The 24,949-nt window shown below is 70.0% G+C and carries 20 protein-coding genes and 2 pseudogenes; 19 read left to right on the top strand and 3 right to left on the bottom strand.

Annotation, left to right across the window (positions count from 1 at the left end; genetic code table 11):
• Nucleotides 1–930, bottom strand: a 930-nt coding sequence (locus BCY76_RS13465) for a PucR family transcriptional regulator ligand-binding domain-containing protein (RefSeq protein WP_170922700.1), incomplete at its 3' end; no start/stop codon positions are given.
• Between the two features lie 171 nt (nt 931–1,101).
• On the opposite strand from BCY76_RS13465, the gene BCY76_RS13460 reads away from it, so the two are divergent.
• The 10 genes and pseudogenes from BCY76_RS13460 (at nt 1,102) to BCY76_RS13420 (ending at nt 11,434) form a co-directional block, all read left to right on the top strand.
• Nucleotides 1,102–2,574 carry an aspartate aminotransferase family protein gene (locus tag BCY76_RS13460; protein ID WP_083277564.1) on the top strand — a complete coding sequence of 491 codons (1,473 nt, stop codon included), beginning with the start codon at nt 1,102–1,104 and terminating at the stop codon, nt 2,572–2,574.
• A gap of 3 nt (nt 2,575–2,577) precedes the next feature.
• Nucleotides 2,578–2,775 (top strand): hypothetical protein, encoded by a 198-nt coding sequence (locus tag BCY76_RS13455; protein ID WP_070160665.1) that lies wholly within the window; start codon nt 2,578–2,580, stop codon nt 2,773–2,775.
• Nucleotides 2,772–4,325, top strand: coding sequence for a sodium/proline symporter (locus tag BCY76_RS13450; RefSeq protein ID WP_070160667.1), 1,554 nt, complete (start codon nt 2,772–2,774; stop codon nt 4,323–4,325). Before BCY76_RS13455 ends, BCY76_RS13450 begins: the two co-directional genes overlap by 4 nt.
• A gap of 73 nt (nt 4,326–4,398) precedes the next feature.
• Nucleotides 4,399–4,908: a hypothetical protein gene (locus BCY76_RS13445; protein WP_070160669.1), complete on the top strand. Its 510-nt coding sequence runs from the start codon at nt 4,399–4,401 to the stop codon at nt 4,906–4,908.
• A gap of 106 nt (nt 4,909–5,014) precedes the next feature.
• Nucleotides 5,015–5,293: a hypothetical protein gene (locus tag BCY76_RS13440; protein ID WP_070160672.1), complete on the top strand. Its 279-nt coding sequence runs from the start codon at nt 5,015–5,017 to the stop codon at nt 5,291–5,293.
• Complete coding sequence (locus tag BCY76_RS13435) at nt 5,290–6,660, top strand: sodium:solute symporter family protein (RefSeq protein WP_139827804.1); 1,371 nt, start codon at nt 5,290–5,292, stop codon at nt 6,658–6,660. Before BCY76_RS13440 ends, BCY76_RS13435 begins: the two co-directional genes overlap by 4 nt.
• A gap of 29 nt (nt 6,661–6,689) precedes the next feature.
• Complete coding sequence (locus BCY76_RS18230; RefSeq protein ID WP_170922699.1) at nt 6,690–6,830, top strand: hypothetical protein; 141 nt, start codon at nt 6,690–6,692, stop codon at nt 6,828–6,830.
• Nucleotides 6,831–6,862: 32 nt separating this feature from the next.
• Nucleotides 6,863–8,200, top strand: a complete 1,338-nt coding sequence (locus BCY76_RS13430; RefSeq protein WP_085437806.1) for a M20 family metallo-hydrolase — start codon at nt 6,863–6,865, stop codon at nt 8,198–8,200.
• Entirely contained in the window at nt 8,197–9,711 is a 1,515-nt protein-coding gene (locus tag BCY76_RS13425) for an amidase (protein ID WP_237090159.1), read from the top strand. Before BCY76_RS13430 ends, BCY76_RS13425 begins: the two co-directional genes overlap by 4 nt.
• 77 nt (nt 9,712–9,788) lie before the next feature.
• Nucleotides 9,789–11,434, top strand: a pseudogene (locus BCY76_RS13420) (amidohydrolase).
• Between the two features lie 133 nt (nt 11,435–11,567).
• Here BCY76_RS13420 and BCY76_RS13415 read toward each other — a convergent pair.
• A complete protein-coding gene (locus BCY76_RS13415; protein WP_070160674.1) occupies nt 11,568–12,983 on the bottom strand; it encodes an aspartate aminotransferase family protein in 1,416 nt (471 codons plus the stop codon).
• A 193-nt stretch (nt 12,984–13,176) separates the two neighbouring features.
• Here BCY76_RS13415 and BCY76_RS13410 point away from each other — a divergent pair, with 193 nt between their 5' ends.
• From BCY76_RS13410 to BCY76_RS13375, 9 genes and pseudogenes are all read left to right on the top strand, one after another.
• The gene (locus BCY76_RS13410; protein ID WP_070160676.1) at nt 13,177–14,613 is read left to right on the top strand and encodes a gamma-aminobutyraldehyde dehydrogenase; all 1,437 of its coding nucleotides are present in this window, start codon (nt 13,177–13,179) and stop codon (nt 14,611–14,613) included.
• Between the two features lie 11 nt (nt 14,614–14,624).
• A pseudogene (locus tag BCY76_RS20780) lies at nt 14,625–16,045 on the top strand (NAD(P)/FAD-dependent oxidoreductase).
• A gap of 133 nt (nt 16,046–16,178) precedes the next feature.
• Nucleotides 16,179–17,024 carry an extracellular solute-binding protein gene (locus BCY76_RS13400; protein WP_237090156.1) on the top strand — a complete coding sequence of 282 codons (846 nt, stop codon included), beginning with the start codon at nt 16,179–16,181 and terminating at the stop codon, nt 17,022–17,024.
• Nucleotides 16,988–17,404, top strand: coding sequence for an ABC transporter substrate-binding protein (locus BCY76_RS19560; RefSeq protein WP_237090155.1), 417 nt, complete (start codon nt 16,988–16,990; stop codon nt 17,402–17,404). Before BCY76_RS13400 ends, BCY76_RS19560 begins: the two co-directional genes overlap by 37 nt.
• Nucleotides 17,404–18,534: an ABC transporter ATP-binding protein gene (locus BCY76_RS13395; protein ID WP_070160679.1), complete on the top strand. Its 1,131-nt coding sequence runs from the start codon at nt 17,404–17,406 to the stop codon at nt 18,532–18,534. The genes BCY76_RS19560 and BCY76_RS13395 overlap by 1 nt, the downstream gene beginning before the upstream one ends.
• Nucleotides 18,534–19,502 (top strand): ABC transporter permease, encoded by a 969-nt coding sequence (locus BCY76_RS13390; RefSeq protein ID WP_085437805.1) that lies wholly within the window; start codon nt 18,534–18,536, stop codon nt 19,500–19,502. Before BCY76_RS13395 ends, BCY76_RS13390 begins: the two co-directional genes overlap by 1 nt.
• An 11-nt stretch (nt 19,503–19,513) precedes the next feature.
• A complete protein-coding gene (locus BCY76_RS13385; protein WP_070160692.1) occupies nt 19,514–20,356 on the top strand; it encodes an ABC transporter permease in 843 nt (280 codons plus the stop codon).
• 13 nt (nt 20,357–20,369) lie between these two features.
• On the top strand, nt 20,370–20,843 hold the full coding sequence (locus BCY76_RS13380; RefSeq protein ID WP_070160681.1) for an Lrp/AsnC family transcriptional regulator: 474 nt from the start codon (nt 20,370–20,372) through the stop codon (nt 20,841–20,843).
• Nucleotides 20,844–20,975: 132 nt separating this feature from the next.
• On the top strand, nt 20,976–23,564 hold the full coding sequence (locus BCY76_RS13375; RefSeq protein ID WP_085437804.1) for an HAD-IC family P-type ATPase: 2,589 nt from the start codon (nt 20,976–20,978) through the stop codon (nt 23,562–23,564).
• 54 nt (nt 23,565–23,618) lie between these two features.
• Here the strand turns inward: BCY76_RS13375 and BCY76_RS13370 are convergent.
• The coding region (locus BCY76_RS13370) for a hypothetical protein (protein WP_237090154.1) at nt 23,619–24,949 on the bottom strand (1,331 nt) is incomplete at its 5' end.

Here is a 24,949-nt window from a genome sequence, read left to right as displayed (position 1 = left end):
CTCCCAGGCGGCGTCCAGCTGGTCGCGCGCGCCGTGCAGTGACTGTGCGGGCTCGCCCAGCGCGGCGGTGCACCGCAGGGCCGCCTCGGGAAGCCGTCGGCGCAGGGATCGCTCCACCGCCCGGCACAGCCGTGCCGTGGGACGCTGGACGTCCATGCCGGCTGGAGCCGCGGCGAGCACCGCGAGGGAGCGGTGATGGCAGCTGCCCACCAGCAGCGGCATGTGCAGCTGGGCGCCGGCCTGGCGCACGACGGCGGCCAGTGTCTCCAGCGACCAGCCGCGCTGCGGGAGCGCCCCCGCGGAGGCGTCCACCGCGAACACCAGGGGGATCAGTCGAGCGGAGGAGGGCAGGCCCAGACTGCGGGCGCGTTCGACGGCGACCGCCTCGGCCAGCGGAGGGACGGCGGCGAGGTCCTCGAGCAGCGCGCTGGTGGCCTCCAGCAGCGGATCCTGATCACGGACGTGCCCACCGGTCCGCAGCTGGCGGGCGACCAGCTCGCGGTGCAGGTGCTCCGTGATCTCCACGAATCGCACCACCTGGGAGAACCGCAGCACCGGGGTCAGGGTGTGGGCGTCCGGGCGTTCGGCGCGCTCCGCGCAGACCTGTTCCAGCGCGGCCGCCAGCCGGGGGCGCTCGGGCAGCACCTCCACAGCGAGCCCGGCGGCGTCGACGTCGTCGAGATCCTCCAGATAGCCGCGCAGCAGCTCCTCCAGGTCCTGACGCCCCTCATGCAGCAGGGGCAGGGTGGACAGGATGAGCTCCCCGCCCTGCAGCAGGGGGCCGGGGCGGGGCTCGCCGATGACATGGGCCCAACGGACCGGGTGCTCCAAGGAGACGCCGGGGCTGAGCAGCTGGGGGCGGCCGGCGGCCATCGGGGGCAGGGTGAGCGCCTCGTGGAGGGTGACGGCGGCATGATCGAGAGCAGGCATGGTCTTGACAGTATGTAAGAAAACAAGGTGATGTGTCTCACATCCTGGTCCTTCCGGTGGGCTTCTCCGCAAGGAACCATGGACCGCACGGGACGTCGCGGCTCCGGTGATGCCGGGGCCGACGTCGCACGGCGGGAGAAGACCCCCCCTCACGGAAGGTGACAGGCGACGATGAACCACACGCAGACCTCCGACTCCCAGGCGTCCGGCTCACCGGCATCAGGTGTTCCGGCAACAGGTGCTCCGGCGTCAGGTGCTCCGGCAGGTGACCCGATCAGCGCCGAGCGCCTGGCCGCCGGCCGGCGAGCCTATGACCTGGACCGACAGCATGTCTTCCACTCCTGGAGCGCCCAGGAGAAGATCACCCCCATGACGATCCTGGACGCCGAGGGGTCCTGGATCTGGGACGGGGACGGCAACCGGCTGCTGGACTTCACCTCCCAGCTGATCTTCACCAACGCGGGCCACCGGCATCCCGCCATCGTGCGGGCCATCCAGGAGCAGGCCGCCGAGCTGTGCACCGTGGCGCCGCAGCACGTCAACATCGCCCGCTCCGAGGCCGCGCGGCTCATCACCGAGCTGCTGCCCGAGGACATCCAGCACGTGTTCTTCACCAACGGGGGTGCCGACGCCAACGAGCACGCGGTCCGCATGGCGCGGCTGCACACGGGGCGACACAAGGTGCTCTCCGCCTACCGCTCCTATCACGGGGGCACCCAGCTGGCGATCAACCTCACCGGGGACCCCCGCCGGCTCCCCTCCGACCACGCCGCCGACGGCGTCGTGCACTTCATGCCCGCCTACACCTACCGGTCCCATTTCGGCGCGCAGGACGACCACCAGGAGGCCGAACGTGCGCTGCAGCATCTGCAGGACGTCGTCGCCTACGAGGGCGGCGACCAGATCGCGGCGATCATCCTCGAACCCGTCCCCGGCACCGCAGGGATCTACGTGCCTCCGCCGGGATACCTCAAGGGCGTGCGGCGGCTCTGCGATGAGCACGGCATCGTGCTGATCATCGACGAGGTGATGGTCGGGTTCGGGCGCACCGGCGCCTGGTTCGCCCACCAGCACGCCGGCATCGAACCGGACATCGTCACCTTCGCCAAGGGCGTGACCTCCGGCTACGTGCCGATGGGCGGCGTGGCCATGGACGATGCGATCTATTCCAGCTTCGCGCAGACCCCCTACCCGGGTGGACTGACCTATTCGGGCCACCCGTTGGCCGCGGCCGCCGCCGTCGCCACCATCACGGCGATGCGCGAGGAACGTATGGTGGAGCACGCGCGCTGGCTGGGGGAGGAGGTCATCGGCCCACGGGCGGCCCGCTTCCTGGACGACCACCCGAGCGTGGGCGACGTGCGCGGGCTCGGCGCCTTCTGGGCGGTGGAGCTGGTGGCCGACCGGCAGACCCGGGCCCCGCTGGCTCCCTACGGGCAGACCCCGGAGGTCATGGGGAGGATCGTGGCGGAGGCGAAGCACCGCGGGGTGCTGCCGTTCACGAATATGAACCGCATCCACATCGCCCCGCCGATCAACATCTCTGCGGAGGACGCGCTGACCGGACTGGACGCCCTCGACGCCGCGCTCGCGGTGGCCGACGACCACGTGGCCCGTACGGCCGACGACGGTGCGGCGGGCTGAGCCATGTTCGGGCTGCCGACGAGCACCACCGTGATCATGGCCGCGGTCATGGGCTTCTGGGTGGTCTACACGCTCGTGTTCTATGTCAGCACGCGCGGCTGGGCCGTGGAGGACGCCGACTACGAGGGGCGACCGCCCGTCCGCGGTGAGGCCCCCTCCACATCGCGGCACCGGGACGCGGACGGGGGCGAGGACGCATGAGCGTGGAGATCGTCTTCCTAGTGGTCTACTTCCTGATGCTGTTGGCCATCGGGGCCTGGGTCTCGAGGATCAGCACCCGGGACCGAGAGGGCTACCTGCTGGGCGGCCGCAGCCTCGGGCCCGCGGTGACCGCGCTGCGCCTGCAGAGCACCTCCATGTCCGGCTACATGTTCCTGGGCGCCGGCGGGCTGGGCTACTCCCAGGGGTACTTCTCGATGTGGTACGCCCTCGGCGACCTCGGCGGCGGCGTGCTGAACCTCTCGGTGCTGGGACGGCGCATGCGCAAGCTCTCCCACCTGCTGGGCTCGATCACCTCCATCGGGTACCTCGAGCATCGCTATCCTTCGGCGTGGACCCGGGCCGTCGCCGCACCGATCGCGCTGTTCTGCATGTTCTTCTACGTGCTCGCCCAGCTGCTCGCCGGCGGCCAGGGGCTCTCCATGGTCACCGGCCTGGACCTCAACGTCTCGCTGATCATCGCGGTGGGCGTCATCGTGGGCTACACCCTGATGGGCGGCTACCTGGCGGTGGCCTACACGGACTTCGCCCAGGCGATCATCCTCGTCATCGGCATGCTGTGGATCCTGATCGCCACGCTGCAGCATGTCGGCGGGCTCACTGCCGGCCACGAGGGCATCGGGGCGATCAACCAGAACCTGCTCACCATGTGGGGCGCCGAGGGCCAGTACTTCGGGCAGTGGGGCATCATCCTCGGAGCGCTGCTGGTGTTCAGCATCGGCTATATGGGCTGGCCGCACGTCAACGTCAGCCACATGTCCATGCGGCGCCCATCGGTGGCCCGCCGTGCCGGGCTCTATGCCACCGGCTTCAACCTGCTGTTCATCCCCGGCGCGTACCTGGTGGGCATGATGGCGCTGCTGATCGTGCCGAACCTGGACGACCCGGAGATGGCGATCTTCAGCGTGGCCGAGACCGTCCTGCCGTCCTTCGCCGTCGGGTTGGTCATGGCCGCGATCATGGCGGCCATCATGTCGACTGCGGATGCGCTGCTGCTGCAGGCGGGCACCATCGCCTCCCAGGACCTGTGGGGCCGGTTCGTGCAGAAGAACATGTCCGAGCGTTCGGCGGTCGCGGTCTCCCGGCTGACCATCCTCATCCTCGCGGTGATCGGGCTCGTGCTTGCCATGACCCGGCCGCCGGGGGTCTTCGACGTCGTCGTCTTCGCCACCTCCGTGCTGGGTGCGGCCTTCGTGCCGGCCTATGTGTGTGCCGTGTGGTGGAAGCGGGCCAACTCCGCCGGGGCGATCTCCTCCATGATCGCCGGCACCGTCGGGGCGGTGGCCGCCGAGATGCTCGGCTCGGCCGACGGTCTCGGGGTCGACGCCATGGTGGTGGGGATCCTGTCCTCGACCGTGACGATCGTGGTGGTCTCCCTGGCGACGGCGTCGGTGGACCCGGTGCCGGAGAGAGTGCTGCGTGCGGTGGAGGAGACGGCCAAGGTGGGCGCCGTCCCGGCCCGGTTCGTCCTCGGGGAGGACGCCTCGCTGGCCACGCAGCGGCCGCAGCAGGAGGGTCGGGAGCGTGGTTGAGACCGTCCGGTCCATATCGGGCGTGCCTCAGGCGTCACCCCCGACGGCGCCCCCGACCGCGGAGCCACCGCTGGTGCCGGACTGTGCCTGGCCGGTGCAGATCGGCAGGGAGCAGGCGGTGCAGACCGTGGCCGGTCGCCTTCCACCGCCCGGGGCCGCGGACCTGCAGGCCGAGCTGCATCTGCATCCGCTGCTCGCAGTGGAGTTCGTGGGCTCCACCCGGCCCGGGGCGCGCAGGCCGCCGCTGACCGGCCACGCGCTGGTCGATCTGATCGGCGGGCGGGCCTATGTCGCCGAGCCCTGGACCGAGGTCGAGTTCCTGGCTCTCGATCAGCTCTCCGCCGCGAGCCCCGCGCCTGCGGCACAGATCGGACGGGAGGAGGCCGTGCGCGCCGCACGCCGGGTCCTGGGCAACGTGCTCCTGCGTCGACGTCGCTGGGGGATCGGCGGTGGGCTGACCCTCGGGCGTGACCCGGTCTGCGTGGCGAAGCCGAACTGGTGGATCACCGGCGCTGCTGGAGGCAGGGCCGTCGAGGTGCTGGTGGACGCCGTCTCCGGGCGGCACTACGCGTTCCGCGCGTGAGCGTGCCGGGACACGGCGTCGCAATGTCCCGGTGACGTGACTGACATGTCTGAAGCAGAGAATGAACCTGACGAAACAGTGAGGTCGAGGACGAGGAGAGGTGTGCATGACCTGGCAGAGAAGACCTACACGAACTGCGGTGATCCTCTGGACCTGCGTCATCTTCGGATTCGCCGTCATGGAGTTCCCCGGTGTGCTCTTCTTCCATGACGTCGCCGAGCCGAGGATCTTCGGGATGCCGTTCATCTATGGATTCACGATCATCGTCTGGGCCCTGATGTGTGTGGTCCTGTTCATCGGCTACCGCACCCATTGGGGCCGCAGGAGGGCAGACGTCGACGATGCCGCCCCTGAGTCCGGCGCGGACGGAGGAGAGCACGCATGACCACCACCGAGATCGTCGGACTTCTGGTGATCGGCAGCTTCCTGCTGATCCCCCTGATCATGGGCGGGCTGGCCTCACGGAAGGCTGCGGCCACCGCGGAGGACTTCTTCATCCAAGGCCGCGGCATGGGCTCCATCGCGGTCTTCTTCACCGTGGCGGCCACATGGTGGAGCGCCTTCGCCTTCCTCGGCTCCAACGCGAGCTTCTACCTGGACGGGCCCCTCTACTGGACCGCCATCGCCTGGAACATCTTCTTCGGGGTCATGTACTACCTCGTGGGCAAGCGCATCTGGTTCCACGGCAAGCGGGGCCGCTACGTCACCCCGCGGGACTTCTTCGTGGACCTCTACGGCTCCCGGAAGCTGGGCACCTTCATCGCGGTCATCCTGCTGGTCTTCACGCTGCCGCATCTCCAGATCCAGCTCACCGGCGGGGCATATCTGATGGAGGTCGCCTCGAACGGGGTTCTGCCGTTCTGGCTGGCCGGGCTGCTGTTCTACCTGGTCATCATCATCTACGTCTGGTCCGGCGGCCTGCGTGCGGTCGCCTGGACCGACATCTTCTACGGCGTCCTGCTCTTCACCGGCATGATCACCGCCGGGATCTTCCTGGTCGGCGAGGTGGGCGGCATGGGCACCATGTTCGACGAGATCGAGCAGATCCAGCCGGAGAACCTGATCCTTGCCGACGGCGCATGGATGGCGTGGATCGCGATGTTCGTCATCACACCCATCGGCGCCTTCATGGGGCCGCAGATGTGGACTCGCATGTATGCGACACGGTCGCCCCGGCTGTTCGACCTGATGCCGTTCCTGCTCGCCGTCGCGGCGATCAGCTATGTCGGCTCCATGCTGATCGGCAATGCCGCGGTGGTCCTGGACCCGGACGTGGAGGCGGCCGATCAGGTGCTGCCACGCATGCTGCTGGACTATGCGCCGATCGTGCTGGCGCTGGTGCTGATCGCCTGCGGTGCCGCTGCGGCGATGTCGACGGCGAACTCCCAGGTCCACGCCATGGCCGCCAGCTACACCGTGGACTTCCATGAGAAGTACGTGCAGAAGAACCTCACGGAGAACAAGCGGGTGTGGGTCGGTCGCTGGGCGATCCTGGTGTTCTCTGCCGTCGCCTACGTGATGACGCTGTACATCCCGGGTCTGCTGGTCACGATCGGCCTGGTCGCCTTCGCCGGCCTGGCCCAGGTCATCGTCCCCACCCTGGGAGCCCTGTTCTGGTCGCGGGCCAGCGTGGCCGGCGCGACGGCGGGGCTGGTGGTCGGCGTCGGCGGCGTCGTCCTGTTCACGGCGGTGCCGGAGGTGCTGCCAGGACCCTTCGCCGCGGCGGCGGGGGACTGCTGGCGCTGCTGCTGAACATCGTCGTGTTCGTCGGGGTGAGTCTGGTGACCCGCCCGCGGGAGCCGGGGATCATGGCGACGTTCCGGGCGCGGACCCGGGACTTCCGGAAGGAGCTCTGGGACTCGGAGGACCAGGAGCAGACGGGCCAGGAGCAGGCGGGCCAGGCACAGGCGGACCGGCGCTGAGGGCACGAGCATCACAGACGAGGAGAGTCAGCATGACCGAGCAGAGCACGAGCTCCGGGTCCGCGCCGCACCGCGCGGACGGCGACGCATGGGGCCCGGACCGCGAGATGTTCCTGCGGGACTTCCACCACACGACGAGGTTCGGCGCCACCGAGGCCGGAGGCATCGACCGTCAGGCCGGCACAGCGGAGCACGGACAGGTGCGGGACTGGTTCGAGAGCCGCGCCGAGGAGCTCGGCTTCACAGTGACCACCGATGAGATCGGCAACATCTTCGCCGTGAGCCGGTGGGTGGAGGGCGCCCCGTGCGTGGTGGTCGGCTCCCATCTGGACAGCCAGCCCCTCGGCGGTCGTTTCGACGGCACCTACGGGGTTGTGGCCGCGCTCCATGCGGCGGCCGCACTGGACGCCGCGGTCGCCGCCGGAACCCTGATGCCGCAGGTCAACGTGGCGGTGGTGGACTGGTTCAACGAGGAGGGTGCCCGCTTCCCGCCGTCGATCATGGGCAGCTCCGTGTATGCGGGCCTGCTGGACGCCGACCAGACGCGCCAGACCCGGGATCCGCAGGGCGTCACGGTGGAGGAGGCGTTGCAGTCCATCGGTCGCCGAGGGGACGGACCGGGGCCGCAGGCCGCCGCCTACGCAGAGATCCACATCGAACAGGGACGCCGGCTGGAACGGGCCGAGGTGCCCATCGGGATCGTCGAGCGGAGCTGGCACACGCAGAAGCTCCTCGTCAGCGTGGTCGGGGAGCAGTCCCACACCGGCGCCACGCTGATGGCCGACCGCCGTGACGCCCTGGTGGCGGCGTCGCGGGCGGTGATCGCCGTGGAGGACGTGGTCCGGCACTTCGAGCCGGAGTCCATCGTCACCTCGGTGGGAAAGTTCGACGTCGAGCCGAACTCACCGATCGTGGTGCCCCGCCAGGTGGACCTCGTCGTAGACCTGCGCGCGGACCGCCGCCAGGACGTGGAGCGGGCGCGCGAACTGCTGCTGAACGAGTTCGCGGACATCGCCGCGCGCAGTCGCGTGGAGATCAGCGCGGAGGACTTCGACGTCCGGCCCGTCCAGACGTTCCCCGAGGCGGGGCTCGATCTGGCCGCCAAGGCCTGCCGCGACGTCGGGGTGGAGTCCCTGAGGCTCACGACCTTGGCAGGCCACGACTCCATACCGATGAACCGCATCGTGCCTGCCGTGATGCTCTTCGTCCCGTCGGCGGACGGCGTCTCACACTGCGAGCGTGAGTTCACCTCCGACGCGGATCTGGTCACCGGCCTGGAGGTGCTCACCGCGCTGGTGACGCGTCTGGTGACGGGGGAACTGGACGGCGTCGCGCCAGGAGGCCGGCTCCAGGAGGCGGAGGAGGCATGACGGCGGAAGCCATGGCCTCGCAGGCCGACGGTCGCAGCGACTGCCTGGCCCATCTGTCCGCGCGGGAGGTGCTCCGCCGTTTCGCCCGACGGGACCTCGCCCCCTCCGAGTATCTGGAGCAGCTGCTGGAACGCATCGATGCCGACGCGGAGGCCGAGCCGCCGGTGAACGCGTTCACCGAGGTCCTGCGGGATCAGGCGCGCCGTGAGGCCAGGGCGGCGGATGACCACTATGCCGCGGGGAGCGGGACAGCCGAAGGGGACAGGAGACGGCTCGTGGGCCTGCCCGTGGCGACCAAAGAGAAGCATGCGCTCGCCGGACGGACCCTGAGCCAGGGCATGGCCGCCTACGCCGACGAGATCGCGGGCGAGGACCATCCCGTGGTGCAGCGGCTGCGCCGTCACGGCGGGGTCATCCACGCGAGGACCACCTCCCCGGAGTTCTCCTGTGCGACCTTCACCCACACGCGGCTGTGGGGTGTGACCCGCAACCCCTGGGACAGGTCGCTGAGCCCCGGAGGATCCTCCGGCGGGGCAGCGGCCGCCCTCGCTGCGGGCCTGACCCCGCTGGCCACCGCCTCGGACATCGCCGGGTCCACCCGGCTGCCAGCGTCGTTCACCGGAGTGGTCGGCTATAAGGGGCCCTATGGCTCTGTGCCGGGCGTCGGACCCTTCGCCGCCGACTGGTACCGCGGTGACGGGGCCATGGGACGGACCGTGGGGGACGTCGCCCTGCTCACCGAAGTCATCCGCGGGGTCCATCCCGCCGACCACGCCACCGTGCCCACGCAGGCCGTGCCGTCAGCCGACGCTGACCGGGCGCCGGAGGATCTGCGGGGACGTCGCATCGCCTACAGCGCGGCGTTGGGCGACTACCCCGTGCAGCGCTCGGTCCGTGAGCAGGTCGACGCGGCGGTCCTCGCCATGGAGCAGGCCGGGGCGGAGATCGTCGAGGTGTCGCCGCCGTGGACGACGTCGGAGATCCGTGAGACCACGATGGCGCACTTCGGACACATCCTCGCCGAGGGTATGAGCCGACTGCTCGCCGGCCGCGAGGAGACGGCGGAGGACTACACGCTGCGGTTCATCGCCGATGCTCGGGCCCACGCCCGCCGGCTCTCGCTGTTCGAGACGCTCGAACGGGAAGCCGCCATGCAGGCCCAGCTGGCCACGGTCATGGAAGGAGCCGATGTGCTCGTCACTCCGACCTCCGCCGTGCTGGCGCTCCCCGCGGAGGCCCGGTGTCTGGACGGGTTGACCGTTCCCGATGTGGCCTCCGGGGGAGACCGGCATGTGGAGCATTACTGGGAGGCCCATATGACCGTCCCGTTCAACGTGGCAAACAGGTGCCCGGTGCTGTCGGTCCCGGCGGGCGTGGCTCGGGGAGTGCCGGTCGGTCTGCAGATCGTCGGGCATCCCTACGACGAGAGCACGGTGTTCGACGTCGCCGCGCGGTTCGAGCAGATCCGGCCCTGGCGGCACCGGCGGCCGCCCGCACCCGACGACGTCTGACTCATACCGCCTGACCGACCCTGCTGACCCGACCTGCTGACCCGCACCGGAGCACCCACCTGACAGGAGGCCCCACCATGGTGGACACCATCATCACCGGAGCCCGTATCCGGCCCATGACGTCCCAGCATGGTGCGGCCGAAGCGGCCGAGACCGCGCTCGCCGTCGCCGACGGCCGGATCACGCATCTCGGCACCGATGAGGAGATCCGTGCACTGGCCGGCCCGGGCACGGAGATCATCGACGCCGCCGGGGCCGTGCTCACTCCCGGGCTGATCGACTCCCATATGCACCCTGTCTGGGGTGCAGAGCTGGCGGTCGGACTGGATCTCGACGGGCTGACCGAGCTGGCGCAGGTCCGCCAGGCCGTCGCCGCCGCGGCCGCCGAGTTGCCGCCCGGAGGCTGGATCCGCGGCTGGAACCTGGACTACAAGGCCTTCGACGGGCATGGGATCCGCGGCGACCTCCTCGATGAGGCCTCCGCCGGGCACCCATTGGCCTGATCTTCTACGACCTCCACACGGGCCTGGCCAACCAGCCGGCTCTGGACGCGGCGGGGCTCGACGTCGACCACGTCTTCTCCGACGCCAGCGAGATCGTCCGCGGTCCGGACGGGCGCCCCACCGGAGAGCTGCGGGAGATCCCCGCCTTCATGGCGGTGCTGGACGCCGCACCCCCGGGCGGCGGCGAGGAGGTCGCGGTCCGGGTGCAGCGGATCCTGGCTCAGAGTGCGGCCTCCGGGGTGACCAGTGCGGTGGTCATGGACGGCCGCGATTCCACGCTGAGCACGCTGGAGGAGGTGGAGACGCTGCCCGGGGGTCTGCCCGTGCGTCTCCACATCGCGCTGTGGCACCAGCCGGGAGACGACGATGCCGCCGTCGCGGACCGGACCCTGCGCCTCGGCGACGCTGGGGCCGAGCATCCCGGGGGACCCCGGTTCCAGGTCTCCCTGATCAAGATGTTCCTCGACGGCGTCATCGACGCCGGCACCGCCTGGCTCCACGAACCCGACGCCGCAGGCGACTCGATCCGCCCGTTCTGGCATTCGGTGCGGCGCTACGACCAGGTGTGCCGGGCCTACCATGAGGCGGGATTCCAGCTGGCCACCCATTCCTGCGGCGACGCCGGCGTCGCGCACGCGCTGCAGGTGTACCGCACCCTGGAGGGGGCGTCCGGCCCAGCGCACTCCCTTCACGGGGCACCGCACCGCATCGAGCATCTGGAGACCCTGACCGATGACGACGTCGCGGCGCTGGCCGCCTCGGGAGTGGTCGCCTCCATGCAGCCGCTGCATATGCAGTGGCGCGAGGCGGACCATTCCGACTCCTTCGCGGCGCGGCTGGGCCCGGAGCGTGCCGGGCACGCCTACCGGACCCGGGACGTCCTCGACGCCGGAGGCCGCCTTGCGCTCGGGTCCGACTGGCCGGTGGCTCAGCTGGACGCCCGGCTCGGCATGGCCTGGGCGCAGCTGCGACGGACCCCCGGTGACCCGACGGCGCCGGTGTTCGAGCCGGAGCAGCGGCTCAGCGGCTTCGAGGCGCTGCTGGGGTACACCCGCTGGGCGGCCGAGGCGCTCGGCCGGGAGGACCTCGGCGTCGTCGCACCGGGTGCGGTCGCCGACCTGGCTCTCTGGGAGGAGGACCCGATCACCGCGGACCCGGACGACCTTCCGGAGCTCCCGGTGCGGTGCACGCTGCTCGGCGGGCAGGTCACCGTCGGCTGAGCGTCAGGTTCTGCACCACCAGATCACGTCTGCCCCACCAGATATGGGTGTGCAGACGTGATCTGATGGTGCAGATGCGCGGGGGACGGGGGCAGCACGCGACGGCGACGGCGACGGCGGCGCGGCCCGCTGGTCAGAGCAGCGTCCAGGCCTCGCTGAGCACGTGACGCAGGATCTGCTCGATCTCCTCGAAGTCGTCCGGTCCGGCGATCAGCGGCGGGCTGAGCTGGATGACGGGGTCGCCGCGGTCGTCCGCTCGGCAGTAGAGGCCTTCCTCGAAGAGCTTCTTGGAGATGAACCCGAAGAGGATCCGCTCGGACTCCTCGGCGCTGAAGCTGGCCCGGGTGGTCTTGTCCTTGACCAGCTCGATCCCGTAGAAGTAGCCCTCGCCGCGGACATCGCCGACGATCGGCAGGTCGAGCAGCCGCTCCAGGGTGCTGCGGAAGGTGCCGGCGTGCTGCTGCACATGCTCGAGGACGCCCTCGGACTCGAAGATCTCCAGGTTCTTCACCCCGACGGCGGTGGAGGCCGGGTGGCCGCCGAAGGTGTAGCCGTGGCCGAACATGGCCCCGGACTGCAGGAAGGGCTCCATGAGTCGCTCCGAGGCGAGCACGGCTCCCAGGGGTGCGTAGCCGGAGGTGATGCCCTTGGCGGTGGTGATCATGTCCGGCTGGTAGTCGAAGTGCTCGGCGCCGAACATGTGGCCCAGCCGGCCGAAGGCGCAGATGACCTCGTCGGAGACCAGCAGCACGTCGTGCTCGTCGCAGATCTCGCGGACCCGCTGGAAGTATCCGGGTGGGGGTGGGAAGCAGCCGCCGGCGTTCTGCACGGGCTCCAGGAACACGGCGGCCACCGAGTCCGCACCCTCCGCCTCGATGGCCAGGCCGATCTGGTCGGCCGCCCATCGGCCGAAGCGCTCCAGGCTCTGCTCATCGGTGACCTCCAGGGCTCCGGCGGTCAGCTCGGAGGCCCGGTAGGCGTTGGTGTTGCTGACGTGCACCGTGCTGGGCACCAGGGGCTCGAACGGCTGCTTCAGTCCGGCGAGCCCTGTGATGGACAGTGCTCCGTGGGTGGTGCCGTGATAGGCGGTGGTCCGGCTGATGACCTTGTGCTTGCCGGGGCGTCCCGTCAGCCGGAAGTAGTTCTTGGCCAGCTTCCAGGCGGTCTCCACGGCCTCGCTGCCGCTGTTGGTGAAGAACACGCGGTCCAGGTCCCCGGGTGTGAGACCGGCGAGCCGTTCGGCCAGCTCGATGGCGGGCGGATGCGCATAGGACCACAGCGGCATGAACTCCAAGGTCCCCATCTGCTGCGCGGCCGCCTCGGCGAGATCCCGCCGGCCGTGGCCCAGCTGGGAGGTGAAGAGGCCGGCGAGCCCGTCGATGTAGCGCTTCCCGTCGGCATCCCACAGGTGGACGCCCTCTCCGCGCGTCATGATCGGCACGCCGGTCTCGGGAAGGTCGCCGTGCCGGGTGAAGTGCATCCACAGGTGCTGGGTGGCCGCGGACTGGAGGCGGGAGGCCTCCTCCGGGGGGAGGGCTCGTTCAGTCATGGACCCATGGTGCCCCGGGCACCCTCGGATTCAAGAGAATCAGCGAACTTTATCTGTATCAGCGACGAAATCAGTTGTTCACAAGCCGATGCTTGGCTTGATCCGTACATCCCCTGTAGCGTAGGTCGAAGTGACCTGGATCACATCAGACGCGCGGCTCGCACGGAGCCGAGCAGGAGATAGGAGGCCACGGATGGCACTGACGGAGTTCTTCAACGTGATCGACGGCCAGACGGTGCCTGCGGTCACCGGGGCGACCTATGACGTCATCGCCCCCCACACGGGCGAGGTCTACGCCCGGGCGCCGCTCTCCGGAGCCGACGACGTCGACGCGGCCTTCGCCGCGGCGGCCCGGGCCTTCGAGAGCTGGAAGCGGACGACTCCGAAGGAACGGGGAGAGGCGCTGCTGAAGATCGCCGACGCGTTGGAGGCGCGCTTCGACGAGTTCGTCGACGCCGAATGCCAGGACACCGGCAAGCCCCGTCACCTCACCGCCTCCGAGGAGATGCCGGTCAACATCGACCACTTCCGCTTCTTCGCCGGCGCCGGCCGCCTGCTGGAGGGCAAGGCGGCGGCCGAGTACATGGAGGACCACACCTCCTTCGTGCGCCGGGAGCCGATCGGCGTCGTCGGCCAGGTCACCCCGTGGAACTACCCGCTGCCCATGCTGATCTGGAAGGTCGCCCCCGCCCTGGCCGCCGGCAACACGATCGTGCTCAAGCCCAGCGACACCACGCCGGCCACCTCCACGCTGTTCGCCGAGCTCTGCGCACAGATCCTCCCGCCGGGAGTGTTCAATGTGATCTGCGGGGACCGCGACACCGGCCGCGCCTTGGTCGCGCACCCAGTGCCCGAGATGGTCGCCATCACCGGGTCGGTGCGCGCGGGCATGCAGGTGGCGCAGGCGGCCTCCCAGGACCTGAAGAAGGTGCATCTGGAGCTCGGCGGCAAGGCCCCGGTGATCGTCCATGACGACGCCGACCTCGCCTCCGCCGCCGAGGGCATCGCGGCGGCCGGGTACTTCAACGCCGGCCAGGACTGCACGGCGGCGACCCGTGTGCTCGTCCACGAGTCCGTCCACGACGAGTTCCTCGCCGCGCTGAAGGCACAGGCCGAGAGCACCACGCTGGGCGGCCCCGACGATGAGGCCGACGTCTGCCCGCTGAACAACGCGGACCAGCTGGCCACGGTCACCGCGAAGGTCGACGCGCGGCCGGAGCACGTGCAGCTGATCACCGGCGGGCACCGGGTGGGGGAGAGCGGCTACTTCTACGCCCCCACGATCCTGGACGGGCTCGCCCAGGACGACGAGCTCATCCAGGAGGAGATCTTCGGCCCCGTCATCACCGTGCAGACCTTCTCCTCCGAGGCCGAGGCCCTCACGATGGCGAACGACGTGAAGTACGGGCTGGCCTCCAGCGTGTGGACCACCGACCACGGCCGGGCGATGCGGGCCGCCAAGGAGCTGGACTTCGGCTGCGTGTGGATCAACACCCACATCCCCTACCTCTCGGAGATGCCGCACGGCGGCTTCAAGCACTCCGGCTACGGCAAGGACCTCTCCCTGTACGGCCTCGAGGACTACACCCGCATCAAGCACGTCATGAGCTTCATCGGAGACGGCGAGTAGGACGGAGCGCCATGGAGACCACGACGACCACTGGCTGGGGGCGGCGCGCGCTCCAGGGCGCGCGCCCGGTCCCGCTGTGGCTGGACACCCCGGACCGCCCCGCCGCACGGCCTCCCGTCAAGGACGGGGATCAGGCGGACCTGCTGGTGGTCGGCGGCGGGTTCACCGGACTGTGGACTGCCCTGCGCGCCGTCGAACGTTCACCGGGCACCCGGGTGCTGCTGGTGGAGGCCGACAGGCTCGCCGAGCAGGCCACCGGACGCAACGGCGGTTTCTGCGAGGCCAGCCTGACCCATGGGGAGGAGAACGGCCGCAGCCGCTGGCCGCAGGAGTACGAAGCCCTCGAACGCCTGGGGCTGCGCAACCTCGACGAGATCGAGGAGACGATCGCCCGGTACGGCATCGACTGCGGCTTCGCACGTGGCGGGTCGCTCACCGTGGCCACCCGCCCCCATGAGGTCGCCTCCCTCGCTCCGGAGGACCCCGGGTTCCTCGACGCCGAGGCGGTGCGCGCCCACCTGGACTCGCCCACCTACCTGGCGGGACGGCACGACGCGCGCGGCACCGCCGTCGTCGATCCCGCCGCCTGGCCTGGGGCCTGGCCGAGACCGCCGAACGTCTGGGGGTGCGGATCGCCGAGCCGCAGCCGCGTCACGCAGCTGCGGCAGCTCCCCGGCGGCGACGGCGTCACGGTCCGGCTCCAGACCCCGCACGGCTCCGCGGGCGCAGCGCCAGGCAGGTGGTGCTGGCCACCAACGCCTTCCCGAACCGCCTGGGCCGCTCGTGGCGGCATCTGCGCACCCGCTGGGAGACCGTGCCCGTCTACGACTACGTCCTCGCCACCGAGCCGCTCACCGCCGAGCAGCTGGCAGCCCTGAGGTGGGACCCCGCCGTCGGCGTGGCCGACGCCGGCAACCAGTTCCACTACTACCGGATCACCCCGGACCGGCGGATCCTGTGGGGAGGCTACGACGTCGTCTACCACTTCGGCCGGTCCATCCGGGAGGACCACCTGGACAGGCCGCAGACCTTCCAGCGGCTCGCCGACCACTTCGCGGCGACCTTCCCCCAGCTGGAGGGAATCCGATTCACCCACCGATGGGCCGGGGTCATCGACACCTCCACTCAGTTCTGCGCCCTGTTCGGCCAGGCCCACGGGGGTCGCACCGTCTACGCGACCGGGTTCACGGGCCTCGGGGTGGGAGCCTCCCGCTTCGCCGCCGACGTCATGCTGGACCGGCTGCAGGGCCTGGACACCGCACGCACCCGGCTGGAGATGGTCCGGAAGCGCCCTCCGCCCTTCCCACCGGAACCCTTCGCCTGGCTGGGGATCATGATCACCACCTGGGCCCGTGCCCGGGAGGACGCGACCGGGCGGCGCAACCTCTGGCTCCGCACCCTGGACCGGCTCGGACTCGGATTCGACTCCTGAGGGGGAGCAGACCCGCAGCCACCACCCGCAGCCCACCGACCACTCGCAGCACGTACTTACCCGTCCAGCACCCGCACCACCGCCAACACCGCACCACCGCCAACACCGCTTCACCGGCACCGAGGAGGACCCCATGACCCGCACCCCCGACTCCCTTCCCCAGGACCCCATGATCCGCTCGCTGGTCCGCTCCCAGCTGGCGGGTCGCCGCGTCTCCCGCCGCCGACTGATGATGGGCGCCGGCGCGGCAGGACTGCTCGGGGCACTCAGCGCCTGCGGCACCGGCGGAACCCCCGGCGCGGAGGAGGGTCCGGCCGAGGACCTCTCCGACGAGTCGATGGCGCTGTTCTGGGCCAACTGGAGCCTCTACCTGGACTATGACAGCGGCGCCGGCACCTACCCGACCCTGGAACGGTTCCAGGAGGAGACCGGGATCAGCGTCACCTACGCGGAGGACATCGACGGCAACGAGAGCTACTACGGCACCGTGCAGAACCAGCTCCGCCAGGGGCAGGGCTTCGGCCAGGACATCGTCACCTTCACCGACTGGATGGCCGCTCGCCTCATCGCCGCCGGCCAGGTCCGCGAGCTGAACCATGAGAACATCCCCCACCTGGACAACCTGCTGCCCGGCCTGCGCGATGTCGGCTTCGACCCGGACCGTCGCCATTCGGTGACCTGGCAGTCCGGCATGACCGGGCTGGCCTGGAACAAGGAGTCCGTGCCCGACGGCGTCCACTCGGTCACCCAGCTGTTCACCGACCCCGACCTGCGCGGCCGGGTGGTGGTCCTGGACGAATGGCGGGACACCCTGGCCCTGATCATGCTCGACCAGGGTGCGGACGTCACCTCCTTCGACAGCGACGACTTCGAGTCCGCTCTGGAGCTGCTGGAGGAGAGCATCTCCAATGGGCAGATCCGGCAGGTCCGGGGCAACGCTACATGGAGGACCTCGTCTCCGGGGACGCCCTGGCCGTGATGGCCTGGTCCGGCGACATCACCCAGCTGAACCTCGAAGAGGGAGACCGTTGGGAGTTCGCCCTCCCCGAGGCCGGCGGGGCCCTGTGGTCCGACAATCTGCTGATCCCCCACGGCGCGGAGCACCAGACGAACGCCGAACGGCTCATGGACTTCTACCTGCAGCCCGACGTCGCGGCCGAGGTCGCCGCCTACGTCAACTACGTGTGCCCCGTCCAGGGAGCCCAGGAGGCCATGGAGGAGATCGACCCGGATCTCGCCGAGGACCCGATGATCTTCCCCACCGAGGAGATGCAGGCGGACCTGCACACCATTCGCAGCATGGACGCCGAGGAGGAGGCCGAGTTCACCGACCGGTTCCAGGCGGTGATCGGGAACTGATGTCTGCCACCGGCAAGGACCTCGCCCTGCGAGGCATCACCAAGCTGTTCAGCGGATTCACCGCCGTCGACGACCTCGACCTCCACGTCCCGGCGGGCAGCTTCTTCGCGCTGCTGGGACCCAGCGGCTGCGGCAAGTCCACCACGCTGCGGATGGTCGCCGGCCTGGAGCACCCCACCCGGGGACGGATCCTCATCGGCGACGACGACGTCACCGGCACCAAGGCCCACCAGCGGGAGGTCAACACCGTCTTCCAGAGCTACGCGCTGTTCCCCCATCTCAGCGTCCTGGAGAACGTGGCCTTCGGTCTCCGACGCCGCAAGGTGCCCGACGCGCTCGGCCGCGCGTCGAAGGTGCTGGACCTCGTGGAGCTGGGGCATCTGGCCCAGCGGCGCCCCGCCCAGCTCTCCGGCGGCCAGCAGCAGCGGGTCGCCCTGGCCCGCGCCGTGGTCAATGAGCCCCACGTGCTGCTGCTGGACGAGCCGCTCGGCGCGCTGGACATGAAGCTGCGCCGCCAGATGCAGGCCGAGCTGAAGCAGATCCAGCAGGAGGTCGGCATCACCTTCATCCACGTCACCCACGACCAGGAGGAGGCCCTGACCATGGCCGACACCGTGGCCGTGATGAACGCCGGCCGCATCGAACAGATCGGTCCACCCGGAGAGCTCTACGACCTGCCGCGCACCGCCTTCGTGGCGAACTTCCTGGGCAAGTCCAATCTCTTCGAGGCCGAGGTGGTCGACGCCGCGGGGCCCCAGGGGCTCACCGTGCAGTTCGGCGAGACCACCTGCCGGCTCGCCGCCGAGAGGGCCGTGCAGCAGCAGGGCCGGATCGTCGTCGGCATCCGCCCGGAGAAGATCGTCCTCACCCGCGCCGGACGCCGGCCCGCCGACGCCCAGGCCGACTGGACCCGCGTCACCGGAGGACGCGTGCGCGACGTCGCCTACACCGGGGTCTCCACCGAATACGAGGTGGAGGTCCCCGGGGCGGGGAGCCTGACCGTGTTCTCCCAGAATCTGCGCACCGAGGTCATCGGCCCCGGCACCGAGGTCGACCTGTGGTGGGAGGACGCCAACCTGTTCGGACTGGCCGGCGGCTCCGACACCGAGGCCGGCGTCGAGGAGCTGTGATGGCCGTGAACACCACCCCCGGCGCCGCCGAGGAGCTCACCACCCCGCAGGAGCACGTGGCGCCGCCCCCGCTGCCTGAGCAGTCCGCCGAGGAGCGCCGCACCTGGCGCGCCCGCGGGCGGCTCGGCATGCTCCTGGTCATCCCCGGGTTCGCCTTCATCACGCTGTTCTTCGTGGTACCGGTGTTCTCCATGCTGGCGATGTCCCTCTACGTGCGTCCCGAGGGCGCCGTGCCGGGAGAGTTCGTGCCCGGGTTCAACATCGCCACCTATGCGCACGTGATGACCACCTACGGGGACACCTTCGTGCGGTCGTTCCTGTTCGCCACCGTCGCCACCGTGGCAGCCCTGTGCATCGGCTACCCCATGGCCTACCTGGTGGCGGTGCGGCTGCGCGGCCGGCACCTGCTGCAGGGGCTGCTGCTGGTGGTCATCATCGCCCCGTTCTTCTCCAGCTTCATCCTGCGCGTGCAGTCCTGGCGGTTCATCCTCTCCGACGAGAGCTGGGTGGTCGGGTTCCTCAAGGCGATCTCCGTGCTGCCCCAGGACGGGCGGCTCACCGCGACCGCGCTCGCCGTCGTCGCCGGCATGACCTACCTGTACCTGCCGCTGATGATGCTGCCCATCTACGCCAACCTGGAGCGGCTGGACACCCGGCTCATCGAGGCCGGCGGGGACCTCTACGCGGGAGGGCTCCAGACGTTCCTGCGGGTCACGCTGCCGTTGTCCACACCCGGGGTGATGGCGGGGACCATCCTGACGTTCATCCCGGCCTCCGGCGACTACGTCAACGCGGTCATGCTGGGCAACAACGTGGACACCACCACTGTGGGTCAGATCATCGACTCCCGGTTCTTCCACGCGACCGACTATCCTTCGGCCGCCGCCCTGTCCGCGGTGCTGATGGCCATCATCCTGATCCTCGTCACGCTCTACGTGCGCCGCTTCGGGACGAAGGAGATCGTATGAGGGGAGAGACCATGAGCACGGATCCGGCCACCCGTCACGCCGCGCCCACGCCCCGACGCCGGTTCGACGCCGGCCGGTGGTTCGTACCGGTCGTCGGTGGGCTGGCGTTCCTCTACCTGCTGGTCCCGATCGCCTACATCTTCGTGTTCTCGTTCAACGACGCCGGCCGGACCAACCTGACCTGGCGCGGCTTCACCCTGGCCAACTGGCAGGACCCGTGCCGCCCCTCCCAGCTGTGCGAAGCGTTCGGGAACTCGCTGATGGTGGCGGTCATCGCCACCACGGTGGCCACCGTGCTGGGCACCATGATCGCCTTCGGGCTCGAGCGCTACCGGTTCCGCTTCGCCGGCTCGGCCAACATGCTGATCTTCCTGCCGCTGGCCACCCCGGAGGTCGTGCTGGGCGCCTCGCTGCTGTCCCAGTTCCTCAACCTGGGGGTCCAGCTGGGGATGGGCACCACGGTGCTCTCACACATCATGTTCTGCATCTCCTTCGTGGTAGTGGCCATCCGGGCACGCATCGCCACCCTGGACCCGGCCCTGGAAGAGGCGGCCGCGGACCTCTATGCCTCGGGGCGCACCGCGTTCTGGAAGGTGACCTTCCCGCTGCTGATCCCCGGCATCGCGGCCGCGGCCCTGCTGAGCTTCGCGATCAGCTTCGACGACTTCATCGTGGCGAACTTCAACTCCGGGGCCTACACCACCTTCCCGCAGTACGCCTATGTGGCCGCGCGGCGAGGCATCCCGGCCGAGGTCAACGTGCTGGGATCGGCCATGTTCCTGGGCGCGATCGCGCTGGTCGTCGGCGTCCAGGTGTGGCGGTACTGGCGGGGCAGGAAGCTGGCGGCGCTGTGAAAGGCTGGGGGACATGGTGAAGAACAGGAACCACCGGGCGGCCGAGATCGACGACGTCAACAAGGCGATCATCGAGCTGCTGCAGCAGGACGGCCGCCGCTCCTTCGCCTCCATCGGCAAAGAGGTGGGCCTCTCCGAGGCCGCCGTCCGGCACCGCGTGCACCGGCTCCAGGAGCTGGGGGTCATCCAGATCGTGGCGGTCACCAACCCGCTGGAGCTGGGGTTCCCGCGGCAGGCGATGATCGGCATCAAGGTCGAGGGTGCGCTGGAACCGGTGGCCGCTGAGCTCGAGGCCTATGACGAGGTCGACTACGTAGTGATCACCGCCGGGGCCTTCGACCTGCTGGTGGAGGTGGTCTGCGAGGACGACGACCACCTGTTGGAGATCATCTCGCAGCGCATCCGGACCCTTCCCGGGGTGGTCGGCACGGAGACGTTCATGTATCTGAGCCTGCGCAAGCAGACCTACACGTGGGGTGTGCGCTGAGCCGGGCGCGGAGCCAGCTGTGGGCAGAGTCTCCTCCTCAGGGCTGAGGGCGGAACGGGGCGGCGCCTCTAGAATGGGGCCGGGCGTGCCTGCGCCCGGTGTCCCCGCTCGCCCCCGACAAGGACGGAGCACGTGGCTGCTCAGAAGACGGACGTCCGCACGCCTGCGGAGCTCCGGTCCGCCGTCGACCCTGCCGTGCTGGAGGCCCAGGGGCTGAACTCCATCCAGGTGGCCGAGCGCCAGCGGCTGCAGCTGGCCAACGTCCAGCCGCACACCACCTCCCGTTCCATCGCGGAGATCCTGCGCACCCACCTGATGACGCTGTTCAACCTGATCATCGGGGTCTGCGCGCTGGTCATCGTGATCCTGGGCCGCTGGCTGGACCTGCTGTTCGCCGTGGCCGCCGTCGCCAACGTGGTCATCGGGCTCATCCAGGAATACTCGGCCAAGCGGAAGCTGGACGCGATCGCGTTGCTGCACCAGGACAGCATCACGGTGCTGCGTGACGGGATGCTGGTGGAGATCCACCGGGAGCAGATCGTCCTCGACGACGTCGTGGAGCTGCGCCGTGGCGACCAGGTGCCCGCCGACGGCGTCGTGATCTCCTCCTCCGGACTGGACGTGGACGAGTCCATGCTCACCGGCGAGTCGGATCCGGTGCCGAAGCGCCGTGACGACATCGTCCTCTCCGGCACCGCGGTCCTGGCCGGCACCGGGCGTTTCGTGGTCTCCGCGGTGGGCGACGACGCCCATGCCGTGAAGCTCGCCACCGAGGCCAAGCGCTACCAGAAGATCAACTCGGAGCTGCGCCGCGCCCTCGAGAAGGTCGCATTCTGGCTGTCCCTGGTGCTGCTGCCCATCACCGCGATCGTCTTCAACGGGCAGATGCAGGCCTTCGGCGGGTGGAGCTACGCGTGGGCCTCCGGTCAGTGGCGGGAGGCGATGGTCACCGCCGTGTCCTCGGTGACGGCGATGATCCCGCAGGGGCTGGCGCTGATGACCACCATCGCCTTCGCGGTGGCCGCGCTGCGCCTGGCCCAGGACAAGGTCCTCATTCAGGAGCAGCCGGCGGTGGAGATCCTGGCCCGGGTGGACGTCGTCTGCCTGGACAAGACCGGCACGCTGACCGACGGCACCATCGCGTTCCACGGGGCGGCGCCCTTGGACTCTCGCGGGCTTCCGGCAGTGCAGCACCGGGACCCGTCCTCCACCGCGCTGGAGGGGACCGAGCCGTGGCAGCAGGTGCTCGCCTGGTTCGGTGCGGACCTGCACGCCAACCCGACGGCGGCGGCCCTGCAGGTGCCTTTCACCGCCCTGCCGCGGCATCACGCCGCCTACCAGGTGCAGTTCTCCTCCGCCCGACGGTGGTCCGCAGTGACCTTCGCCGACGACGCCGGGGAACTGGCCGGGCACTGGATCCTCGGCGCCCCCGACATCCTGCAGTCGCCGCATGTGGCGCCGCAGGCCGAGGTGGACCGGCTGCTGGGGCACACGGAGGCCACCGCCGCCCAGGGGCTGCGGACCATGGTCCTCGCCCACGCGCCGCTGGAGGGCCCCATCCTCGACGGCGCCAGCGGACCGTTGGGACGAGGCGAGCGACTGCCGGACGGGCTCATGCCGGTCACCCTGCTGACGTTCAAGGAGAACGTCCGCTCCGACGCCCGGTCGACTCTGGAGTACTTCAGCGCGCAGAACGTGGCTCTGAAGGTCATCTCCGGGGACTCGCCGCGCACCGTCTCGGCGGTGGCCCGGGAAGTGGGGATGCGGGTCGACGGCGACGGCGTGGACGCCTCCCGGCTGCCGGAGGATCCCGAGGCGATGCGGTCGGCGCTGGCCACCCATTCCGTGTTCGGCCGGGTCTCCCCGGAGCAGAAGCGCACCATGGTGGAGGCGCTGAAGGCCAACGGTCACGTGGTGGCGATGACCGGCGACGGCATCAACGATGCGCTGGCCCTGAAGCGCGCGGATCTGGGCATCGCGATGGGCAACGGGGCTCCTGCCACGAAGGCGGTGTCCCGGATGGTGCTGCTGGACGGGCGGTTCGACCGCCTGCCGAAGGTGCTGGCCGAAGGTCGGAAGGTCATCGCCAACACCGAGCGGGTGGCGCACCTGTTCCTCACCAAGACGGCCTACGCGATCGTCCTGGGACTGTTCTTCGGGCTCATGTTCTGGCAGTTCCCGTTCCTGCCGCGCCAGTTCTCCACCGTGGACTTCCTGATGATCGGCTGCCCGGCGTTCTTCCTGGCGCTGATGCCCAACACCCGGCGGTACCGACCGGGGTTCCTGCGCCGATCCGTGCTGTTCTCCATCCCGGCGTCGGTGGCGATCTGTCTGGCGGTCATCGCCGTCAGCGCCGCAGGGCGGCACTTCCAGGAGCCCGCAGCCGGGGTGCAGACGGCCTCCACCCTGTGCCTGACCCTGGTGGGCCTGTGGGTGCTCAACGTGGCGCTGCGGCCGCTGACCACCCCGCGGATGATCCTGCTGGCCTCCATGTACCTGCTGCTGGCGGCGGCCCTGCTGGTGCCGATCTCCCAGCAGTACCACCTCTTCGCCATGCCCAGCGCGGAGCTGCTGGCGGTGGCCTTCGTCGCCGCGATGGTCGGCTCCGGGCTGATCGAGCTGGGGCACCGCTGGCATGACAGGAAGGTGGACCTGGACCCGCTGGACCCGGTGGAGCCGGTGGAGCCCGCCCCGGCCGCCGCGCGGCCGGATCGTCGGTGAGCCGGGGGCAGTCAAGCCGGGGGCAGGTGCGGCGCGGGCCCGGCCCGGGTCCGGTCAGTCGCCGATCACGGAGATGACGAGGTCCTCGCCGCTGGCTCCGACCTGGATGTCGAGGCCGAAGCTGACGTCGTGGCTCTCGTCCAGCTCGCCGCCGTCGAAGTAGTCCAGGGACTCGAAGGTGACCGTGGCGCGGAGGTTGTCCGCCCCGGAGATGGACCAGCCGTCGTCGCCGAAGGTCAGCGAGATGTCGGAGGGGTCGGGCATCTCCCAGGAGATCGTGTCGGCGTCCACCTGGTTCGGAGTGGTGATCCCCATCGGGCAGCCGCTGGGCATCAGGACCTCCTGCTCGGCGCAGCCGGTCAGGTACTCTTCCACCTCGTCATGCAGCAGCTCGGCGGCGGTCTCCGAGGCTTCCAGCTCGATGTCGATCCGGTGATTGCCCTCGGCGGTGACGACGTCGTGTCCGGAGCCGGTCAGCCATTGGCTGTCGATGCCGACGTCGACCACCGTGGGGACGAAGGCCGCCAGGGTGGCGCCGTCCTCGTGGAGGTTCACCGGCTGCCCGTTGACCTCGACCTGGCCGATCCCGCCCAGTGACGCGGCCGGGACGGAGAGCTCCACCTCGGTCATCGCCTCCGGGGCGAGCTTCCAGTCGTCGAAGAAGAACCAGACGCTGCCCTCGCGGGTCATGGGCAGGTGGGCCTCGTGCTGCTCGCCGTCCACCGTGAAGGCCAGGTCGGCGCCGTCGCTGCGTTCCGTGATGGACAGGGCCTCGATCTGCTCGGCCGAGTGGCTCAGCGCCTCGCCGTCCAGCAGAACGGAGTCCACGGAACCGAGCTCCAGGCGGTCCTCGGCGGGAGGGGCCGGTGCGTCCTCGGGCTCGGCGCCGTCTTCGGAGTCCTCTGCCGAGTCCTCGGTCGCGCCGTCCTCGGCATCATCGGGGTCGGCGGCGTCGTCCTGCTGGGTGTCGTCCTGCTCAGCGTCGTCCTGCTCAGGCTCGTCGTCGGTGTCCTCATCGGGGGCCCCGTCCTCCGCCTCGGCGGAGAGCACCAGGTTCTGGGCGGGCCCGAGGGCACCCAGCTCGGGAACAGAGGAGAACATGCCCACGGCGGCCGACCCGTTCCCCGAGCTCAGGGCCTCCCAGTAGTTCTCGGCCGTGGCGTCGGTGGCGTAGACGTGCTCGTCCACCTGCCAGATGCCGATGCCGCTGGCCACCAGCGCCAGTACCAGGCCGCCGCCCCAACCGGCCCAGACGGCAGCGCTGCGCCTGCTGCGCGTGGGCTGACCGGCGGACGCGGCAGGAGCGGCGAGAGCGGGGTGTGGAGGGTGCGCCGCCTGCCCAGGCTGAGGCGGCTGACCCGGGTGGACGCCGTACGGCCCGGGGT

It is taken from the genome of Nesterenkonia sp. PF2B19, from assembly GCF_001758425.2.
GTDB lineage: Bacteria > Actinomycetota > Actinomycetes > Actinomycetales > Micrococcaceae > Nesterenkonia > Nesterenkonia aethiopica.
This window is presented reverse-complemented; position numbering and strand designations above follow the sequence as displayed.